Origin of the sequence: Streptomyces bobili (assembly GCF_002154575.1) — a bacterium.
Lineage (GTDB): Bacteria > Actinomycetota > Actinomycetes > Streptomycetales > Streptomycetaceae > Streptomyces > Streptomyces bobili.
The window spans coordinates 1-8,693 of record NZ_MUBA01000104.1; the positions used below are offsets into that span (position 1 = coordinate 1).

7 protein-coding genes are annotated in these 8,693 nt (G+C 73.6%); 6 read left to right on the forward strand and 1 reads right to left on the reverse strand.

The window, feature by feature from the left end:
* Positions 1-345: 345 nt before the first annotated feature.
* The 5 genes from BZL64_RS09465 (at position 346) to BZL64_RS09485 (ending at position 7,479) form a co-directional block, all read left to right on the forward strand.
* Entirely contained in the window at positions 346-1,275 is a 930-nt protein-coding gene (locus BZL64_RS09465) for a hypothetical protein (RefSeq protein ID WP_425276028.1), read from the forward strand.
* A 193-nt stretch (positions 1,276-1,468) separates the two neighbouring features.
* Positions 1,469-3,484, forward strand: coding sequence for a DUF1996 domain-containing protein (locus BZL64_RS09470; RefSeq protein WP_086768018.1), 2,016 nt, complete (start codon positions 1,469-1,471; stop codon positions 3,482-3,484).
* Positions 3,485-3,659: 175 nt separating this feature from the next.
* Positions 3,660-5,387, forward strand: coding sequence for a hypothetical protein (locus tag BZL64_RS09475; protein ID WP_086768020.1), 1,728 nt, complete (start codon positions 3,660-3,662; stop codon positions 5,385-5,387).
* A 141-nt stretch (positions 5,388-5,528) separates the two neighbouring features.
* Positions 5,529-6,908: a diacylglycerol/lipid kinase family protein gene (locus BZL64_RS09480; protein WP_244205272.1), complete on the forward strand. Its 1,380-nt coding sequence runs from the start codon at positions 5,529-5,531 to the stop codon at positions 6,906-6,908.
* Positions 6,901-7,479 carry a phosphatase PAP2 family protein gene (locus tag BZL64_RS09485; protein ID WP_086768024.1) on the forward strand — a complete coding sequence of 193 codons (579 nt, stop codon included), beginning with the start codon at positions 6,901-6,903 and terminating at the stop codon, positions 7,477-7,479. Before BZL64_RS09480 ends, BZL64_RS09485 begins: the two co-directional genes overlap by 8 nt.
* Before the next feature lie 32 nt (positions 7,480-7,511).
* Here the strand turns inward: BZL64_RS09485 and BZL64_RS09490 are convergent, their stop codons facing one another.
* Positions 7,512-8,156: a class I SAM-dependent methyltransferase gene (locus BZL64_RS09490; protein WP_391013320.1), complete on the reverse strand. Its 645-nt coding sequence runs from the start codon at positions 8,154-8,156 to the stop codon at positions 7,512-7,514.
* A 217-nt stretch (positions 8,157-8,373) separates the two neighbouring features.
* On the opposite strand from BZL64_RS09490, the gene BZL64_RS40190 reads away from it, so the two are divergent.
* Positions 8,374-8,547: a hypothetical protein gene (locus BZL64_RS40190; RefSeq protein WP_167396114.1), complete on the forward strand. Its 174-nt coding sequence runs from the start codon at positions 8,374-8,376 to the stop codon at positions 8,545-8,547.
* Positions 8,548-8,693: the final 146 nt, after the last annotated feature.

The following is an 8,693-nucleotide window of genomic DNA, read 5'->3' on the forward strand; positions in this document are numbered from 1 at the left end:
TAGGACGGCCGCGCCCTGCCCACCCGCCGGGCGGGCAGGGCGCGGCCGTCCTACGGTGGGGGAGCGGCCGGTTCCCCAGGGAATCCGGGCCGCTCCCGGCCGGCGCCGACTTCCCCCGTGTCCGATCCGGCCGGGACTCCGCACCCCTTGCCACGCGAGGGGTGCGGCCGGCGTTCTTCCTGATCACAGCACCGGAGTGATCCCCGCAGGCCTTCCTGGCGTCTCTATGGACGTAAGACCCGGCGCGCGGGTCCGGCCGACCGGGCCGGCACCGCGCGCACGGGTGCAGGACACGGCCGCACCGCTCCCCGCGTGCGGCGAGCGGTGGGGAAGAGCGTGGCGATCGTGCGACCAGTGGAGGAACGGCGCGGTGCGGCCGGCGGGGGCGGTGCCGTGCGCGACAGGGCGCCGGGCCTGCCCGCCCGCGTCGGGGCCTTCGTCCTGCGCACGCTCCGCAACGAGGGCCGCACCATCTTCGCCGACCCGGTACGGCGACTGCTCGGGCGCGGCCCCGCCGGGCTGCTGCTCGCCGGTGTCGCCGTCGGGGGCGTCATCTTCTTCCACGCCCTCGCCCAGCGGCCGGCCGGGGCGGACGTCGTGCGGGCCGTCGGCGGGGTCCAGGGAGACCTGCCCCTCTGGCTGGCCCTCCTGCGCACCCCGGTCTCGCTCTACGTCCCCGCGCTCGACCTGCCGGTCTGGGCCGGCATCACCCAACTGTTCCTCGCCTTCGCGCTGGCCGAGAACAGCCTCGGCCGGGCCCGCACGCTGGCCGTCGCCTACGCGACCACGCTGGCCGGCACCCTCACCGCCCGCGTGATGATCATGGCCGGTCCGGACCGGTGGGGTTTCGGCCTCCCGCCCGAGGCGGGGCAGGTGCTCGACACGGGCCCGTCCGCCGCGGTCGTCGGCCTGTTCACCTACATCTCCGTCGTCCGGCGCGCCCCCGTCGTCTTCCTGCTCACCGGCGGCTCGATGGTGTGGGAGTCGATCGCCAAGCCCAACCTGGCAGGCCGCGAGCACCTGGTCGCGGTGGTGGCCGCGATCGTCCTGGGCCTGCTGCACGGCCGGCGCCGCCCTGCCTGGCTTCCCGACCCACGCAGCCTCCTGCGCCGGCCCAAGCGGTCCAAGCGGCCCAAGCGGTCCGGTCCGGCCGGTCCGGGTGGTCCGGCCGGACCGGGCACCGTGGCCGCCCCGGACTCCGGTGCCCCGGCCGCCCCGTCCGCCGCCGAGATGCCGTCACTCAGGGCCGACGCCCGGGTAAACATGGATATCTGAGAAACTCCCATGAATCCGTGGGGCGGTTGAACACTCCTGGCTCCGGCCGCGTATAGAGCCGCGGGGATCTCATGTCCTGGCCGCCGACGACGTTTTGGAGCACTTCGTGGGACAGACAAGGCGCAGGCGCCCGACGGGCGGACGACGAGCGACGTTCGCCGCGGTCGCGCTGATGCTCGGCGGCGGAGGGTTGATGGCCGCGAATGTCTACGCCTCCGCCACCGAGGACGACCAAGGGCCCTGGACCTCCGGTTCCGTCACCATCGACTGCCCGGACGTGGGCAGCCGGCTGACCTCGGTTCCGGACGGTGCGGGCGAGGAGGTGGACCGTGAACTCGCCCTGCTCGATCAGCAGATAGCCGCGGCCTACCAGCAACTCCAGGGTTCGGCCCAGGCCGTGCGCGACGACGCGGGCTTCGCCGACAACGCGGTGATGAACCCGTTGAAGGAGAAGCGCGCCGCGACCCTCGAGCGCATCGGCATCGCCATCGACCGCGTGGCCGACCGCCCGGAGGGCCTCTCCGACCTCGCCGCCTGCACCCTGCGCACCGCTGACGACAACGCGGGCGAGGAAGCCGGGGGCAACGGCGGAGACGGCCAGAACCAGGGCGACGGCCAGGACCAGGGCGACGGTCAACAGGGCGGAGACGGGCAGCAGGACAACGGCGGCCAGGGCGACGGCCAGCAGGGCGACGGAGGCAACGGCGGGCAGGCGGGCAACGGTCCCGTGGCCGCCGACTTCGTCGACATCACCACCGTGCAGCCCGCCCAACAGGCCGCCGACCCCGGTGCCGGCCCCTCCCAGGGCACCTTCGCCACCAGCTGCGGCGTCAACGCCAACGGCCTGTTCAACTCCGACAACGTGATCGTCGCGCCGGGCGTCACCAACGGCGCCCACCACTTCCACGACTACGTCGGCAACCAGGCCAACGACGCGTTCGCCTCGGACGACGACCTCGCCAACGGTGAGACCACCTGCGTCGACCAGGGCGACAAGTCCACCTACTACTGGCCCGTGCTGCGGCTGCAGAACGGCACCCAGGAGCAGGACGCCCAGTCGCCCGGCGGCGGCATCGAGGGCAACGCGGGCGAGATCGTCACGCCCAAGGAGGTCACCCTGACCTTCGTGGGCAACCCGCGCTCCGAGGTCACGGCCATGCCCCGGCTGCTGCGCATCATCACCGGCGACGCCAAGGCGTTCGTCAACGGCACGGCCAACGCCAACGCCTCCTGGAGCTGCACCGGCTTCGAGGACCGGCAGCTGAAGGACAAGTACCCGCTCTGCCCGAACGGCAGTGACGTCGTGCGTTCGTTCAGCTTCCAGAGCTGCTGGGACGGCAACAACATCGACAGCGCCAACCACCGCACGCACGTGGCGTTCGCGGCGGCCGACGGCAGCTGCCCGGCCGGCTTCAAGGCCATCCCGCAGCTGGTGCAGCGCATCGTCTACGACGTCGACGCGCCGAGCCTCCAGGACGGCGGCCGTACGACCCCGCTGTTCGCGGTGGACTCCTTCCCCGAGCAGCTGCACAAGCCGGTCACCGACCACGGCGACTTCATCAACGTCTTCGACGAGAACCTGATGAACGAGATGGTCGACTGCATCAACGAGGGCCGCACCTGCGGCGCCGGCGGCGACAACGGCGGCGGCGACAACGGCGGTGACAACGGCGGCGGCGACAATGCCGGTGGCGACAACGGCGGCGGCGCGGAGCAGCCCGGCCAGGAGCAGGGCCAGGAGCCCGGCCAGGAGCAGGGCCAGGGCGATGGCCAGGAGCAGCCCCCGGCCCAGAACCCCGAGGAGCCCCAGACCGAGCCCGCAGCGGGCGGCGCCGGCTCCACCGACACCCCCCGTACCGCCGAGCCCCGCGTCTACACGAAGCCGAGCGCAAAGGCGACCGAGCCCGCGGCGGAGAACCCGGCCAAGGACACTCCCGCCCAGGACACCGGTGCCAAGGGCGAGATCGGCACCCCCGCGACGGCGGACCCGGACGAGGCTCCGAACCAGAACCAGAACGAGAACCAGAACCCGGCCCCGGACCAGAGCCCGGTCGCGGCGGACACAGGCGACACGCCGTCCGTGGTGCCCGCACCGCAGGCCCAGGGCGGCCTGGCCGAGACCGGCGCCAACCTGTGGCCGGCGGCCGCGGGCGCGCTGCTGCTGATCGGCGGGTTCGTGGTCCTGCGTCGTTCGGCCAAGAGTTCGTAACCGGGTTCCCACCCGAGGCAACCCCCGCGCACGGGCACGAACGGGTGCTCCCTGACGCGAGTGGCCGCCCCGCCACCGGGCCGCACGGTATATGTCGCTCGGAGTGACCGCACAGGTCGCTCCGGGCGGTACCGGCCCCGGACCGGCGGGGCGGCCGTGCGACCAGGGGAGCCCCATGCAGCACACCGACACGGACACCGACGCGGGCACGGACCCGGAGTACTACGACCTCGGCGGCCACCGCCGTACCGTCACCACCTCCTCCGCCGAGGCGCAGCGCTGGTTCGACCGCGGCCTGGTCTGGTCGTACGCCTTCCACCACGAGGAGGCCGTCGCCTGCTTCGAGCGCGCCGCCCGTGCCGACCCGGACTGCGCGATGGCCCACTGGGGCATCGCCTACGCGCTCGGCCCCAACTACAACAAACCCTGGGAGTTCTTCGACGACCAGGACCTCGCCCGGACCGTGGAGCGCACGCACGCCGCCGTGGAACTCGCCCACGACAAAGCCGTAGCCGCCACCCCCGTCGAACGCGCCCTGATCGGCGCCCTGCGCGCCCGCTACCCGCAGGAACGGCCCGCCGAGGACTGCTCGGTGTGGAACGAGCCCTACGCCGACGCCATGGCCGCCGTCCACGCCCTGGCCCCCGACGACCTCGACGTGGCCGCGCTGTACGCCGACGCGCTGATGAACCTGACGCCCTGGCAGCTGTGGGACCTGCGCACGGGCGAACCCGCGGAGGGCGCGCGTACCCGCGAGGCGCGGGCCGTGCTCGACGCGGCGCTCGCCACGGAGGCCGGGGGCCGTCATCCCGGCCTGCTGCACTTCCACATCCACCTGATGGAGATGTCCCCGACCCCCGAGGCGGCCCTGGCCGCCGCCGACCGGCTGCGCGACCTGGTGCCCGACGCAGGCCACCTCCAGCACATGCCCTCGCACCTGGAGGTGCTGTGCGGCGACTACCGGGCGGTGGTGTCGGACAACACGCGGGCGATCGCCGCCGACGAGAAGTACGCGGCCCGCTCCGGCGCGATGAACTTCTACACCCTCTACCGCGCCCACAACCACCACTTCAGGATCTACGGCGCGATGTTCCTCGGCCGGTCGCAGGTCGCCCTGGAGGCCGCCGACCGGCTGGAGGAGTGCCTGCCGGAGGAACTGCTGCGGGTGGAGAGCCCGCCCATGGCGGACTGGCTGGAGGCCTTCCTCGCGATGCGGGTCCACGTGCTGATCCGCTTCGGCCGCTGGGCCGACATCCTGGAGCTGCCGGCGCCCGCCGACCCGCGGCTGTACAGCACGACGACCGCGATGCGGCACTACGCCCGCGGCGTCGCCCTCTCCGCGACCGGCCGGATCCCCGAGGCGGAGGCCGAACGCACGCTGCTGCGGGCGGCCGTCGCCCGGGTCCCGCGGACCCGCATGCTGTTCAACAACACCTGCGCCGACATCCTCGCCATCGCCGCCGCCATGCTCGACGGCGAACTGGAGTACCGAAAAGGGCACCACGAGGCCGCCTTCGCCGCCCTGGAACGCTCGATCGAGCTCGACGACAACCTTCCCTACGACGAGCCCTGGGGCTGGATGCAGCCCACCCGGCACGCCTACGGCGCCCTGCTCCTCGAACAGGGCCGGATCGCCGAGGCGGAGGCGGTCTACCGTGCCGATCTGGGCCTCGACGACTCGCTGCCCCGCCCCTCCCAGCACCCCGGCAATGTCTGGTCCCTGCACGGACTCCACGAATGCCTCGTCCGGCTGGGCAAGGACGGGGAGGCGCGGATCATCGCCCAGCAGCTGAAGTTCGCCGCCGCGCTGACGGACGTACCCGTCGAGGCGTCCTGCTTCTGCCGTCTCGACACAGCGGCGGGGACCCAGGACACGGACGGCTGCTGCGGCATGGACAATTGAGCGACCACCCGCCCGGGATGCCGAGCCGCCCCACCGTCCCCACGATGGACGCAAAGGCGGAACCAGGCGGTCCGGGCGGACGGGAGGGCGATGGCGCAGGCCACGCGGAACAGGGGGACCTCGGACCATGGCGGGCGCAGGGTGAACGAGACACGCACGAAGAGAGCGGCGGGCAGAGGCCGGCCCCACAGCGGGATCGGCCGGGCCCGAGGCTGGGCGCGGCTCGCCCTGGCGCTGGTCGCCGGCTGCGTCGCCGTCGTCTTCTCCGGCTTCGACTCCGGCGGCTGGCTGATCCTGCTCGCCGGGTTCGCCGGGCTCGCGGTGGCCGGGGCGGGCGTCTGGTGGATGCTCGCGCACCGTGGCGGCGCCCGGCTGCTGGGCGGCCTGCTCGCCGTGGCCGCACCCGTGGGCGTACTGGTCCTCTACGCCGCGTCCGGGCTGTGGATCGTGGCCGCGGGCGCGCTCGCCCTGTGGGCGGCGGCCCTCGCCTCGGCCCGCTCCGCGCTGCGCAACCTGCGCCGCCCGCGCGGCATGCACACCCGCAAGGCCCCGCCCCCGAAGCGTCCGGTCCTGCTGATGAACGTGCGGTCGGGCGGCGGGAAGGTCGAGAAGTTCGACCTCGTCAAGCGCGCCGAGGCGCTCGGCGCCCGCGTGATCGTGCTCGGCCCGGACACCTACCCCGACCCCGTGAAGGTGGCCCGGCAGGCGGTGGCCGACGGCGCCGACCTGCTCGGCGTCGCGGGCGGCGACGGCACCCAGGCGCTCGTGGCCTCCGTGGCCGCCGACCACGGACTGCCCTTCCTGGTCATCGCCGCGGGCACCCGCAACCACTTCGCGATGGACCTGGGCCTGGACCGCGCCGACCCGGTGCGCAGTCTGGAGGCCCTCACCGACGGCGTGGAACTCCGCGTCGACCTCGGCGACGTCGGCGGGCGGCCCTTCGTCAACACGGTGTCCTTCGGGGCGTACGCGGAGATAGTGCAGAGCCCCGAATACCGCGACGCCAAGGCCGCCACCGCGCTGGAGCACCTGCCCGACCTGCTCGCGGGCGAGGGCGGCACCGTCCTCGACGTCCACACAGACACAGCCCATCTGTACGCCCCGCAGGCCCTCCTCGTCAGTAACAACCCCTACGCCCGCGCCGACCCGCTCGGCGGCGGCCGGCGCCCCCGTCTGGACACCGGACAGCTCGGTGTGATCGGCATCCGGGTGGAGGGGCCGGGGCAGGCCGCCGAGCTGGTCCTGCTCGGCGAACGCGCCAGCGGCATCACCTCCGTGACGTCCCGCCGGGTCACCGTGGAGGCACCCGAGGGACACATCCCGGTGGCCGTCGACGGCGAGGCGCTCGACCTGCCCGTCCCGGTCGTGTGCACGCTGCGGCGCGGCGCGCTCCGGGTCCGGGTCCCCCGCCACCGTCCCGGCGCCCCCTACGCGCCCCCGGCCGTCGACTGGCGGCGCATCGTCGCCCTCGCCGCCGGCCGCACCGACACCCGTACGACCCAGGAGACGCACGATGTCTGACCGCCGAACCGAGCCACGCGTCCGCACGCTGCACCTGGTCCGCGACCTCGCCACCCTCGACCAGGCCCTGTACGAGACGGTCACCGTGACCAGGACCCCCACCCTGGACACCGCCCTGCGCCGGCTGTCCGCGGCGGCGGACCACTCCAAGCTGTCCTTCGCCGTCGCCGCCGCGCTCGCGCTGCGCGGCGGCCGGTCCCGGCGCGCTGCGGCCCTGGGCGTCGCGGCCGTCGGGGTGGCCTCGGCCGGCGCCAACCTGCTCGGCAAGCGCCTCGTCCGCCGACCGCGACCGCACCGGTCCGTCGACTCGCCGTTCCCGGGCCGGCATGTGCCGATGCCGGACTCCGCGTCGTTCCCGTCCGGGCACACCGCCTCGGCCGTCGCCTTCGCGGCGGCCGTCGGCCCGGCGTTCCCCGTCGCCGCCGTTCCGCTGGGCCTGCTCGCCTGCGCGGTGGGCTACTCGCGCGTCCACACCGGCGTGCACTATCCGGGCGACGTCGTGGCGGGCGCGCTCCTCGGGACGGGATCGGCGGCCCTGGTGCTGGCGGCGGCGGCCCGGCTGGACGGCTGAGGACCGGGCGCCGAGCCACGAACCGGCGCCCGCTACTCCCGTCCGCAGTACAGGAAGACGTGCGGCTCGGGCACGGCCTCCGGGTGGTCGGGGGTGAACAGCAGGTTCTCCTCGGCGAGCACCGTCAGCCCCGCGCCCGTCACCATCTCGACGAGATCGTCGCGGGCGTAGCTGGTGACCCGCACCGGCTGTCCCATGAACACCGCTTCCACGCCCTCCACGTCCAGCGGCACGGTGGCGAGGACGAGGCTGCCTCCCGGCAGCAGGGCGCGCGCCAGCCGGGCGACCAGAGCGCTCTGCTGCGCCCGGTCCAGCTGGAGCAGGGAGAAGTACACGCAGATCGCGTGGAACGAGCCATTCTCCAGCGGCAGTTCGCGTACGTCCACGCACCGGAACGTCGCCTCGGGGACCTGCCGGCCGGCGAGAGCGACCATGACGGGGGAGATGTCGACGCCCAGCACGTCGTGTCCGGCGCCTGTCAGGGTCTCGGCCGTCGGCCGGCCCGTCCCGCTGCCCACGTCCAGGACCCGGCTGCCGGGCGGGAGCCTCCCGAGCAGCCACTCCAGCGAGCGGTGGTGGGCTTCCGAGTGGGCGAACGCCTTCTCGTAGCCGGATCCCAGCGCGTCGAACACCGCCGCCGCGCGTCGCTTCTCGTCCTCGCCGGTCACGTCGGTCACATCGGCCTCCCGTCGTGGTGGGCAGGTCCCGCGCCCGCGCGGCCCTGACCGGGCCTCAGTCTAGGACCGGGGCGCGGGCGGGGCGGGCCGGTTCCCGGAAGCGGCCGGAATCCGAGTTTCCACTACCGTCAGTAACATGGTCCACTCTCCTCTGAGTGGAGCTACTCGCCAGTAGCTCCATGCTCCGCGACCGTTCGTTCCCTTCGGAGGACCCCCGATGACCTCGCCCGAGGAAGCCCTGCAACAGGCCCGTGCCACGTATGAGGAACACGCCCGCACCTGTCGGCAGTGCCACTTCGACGCCGTGCCGTGCCCCGTCTCGAAGCATCTTCTGCGTGCCTACAACAACGCCCGCCGCGAGCAGATGCGGGCGAACTCGGGCGTGAGTTGAGCGATCTTCGTCACACCGGGTGACCGGGGTGGGCGGCCTCAGGCGGGTCGTACCGCTCCGCGCAGTGCGCCCTCGCCGAGTGCGTGGACCGACTCCTCGCGGATGGCCGCGCCGGGGCCAGGGGCGTGGATCATCATGCCGTTGCC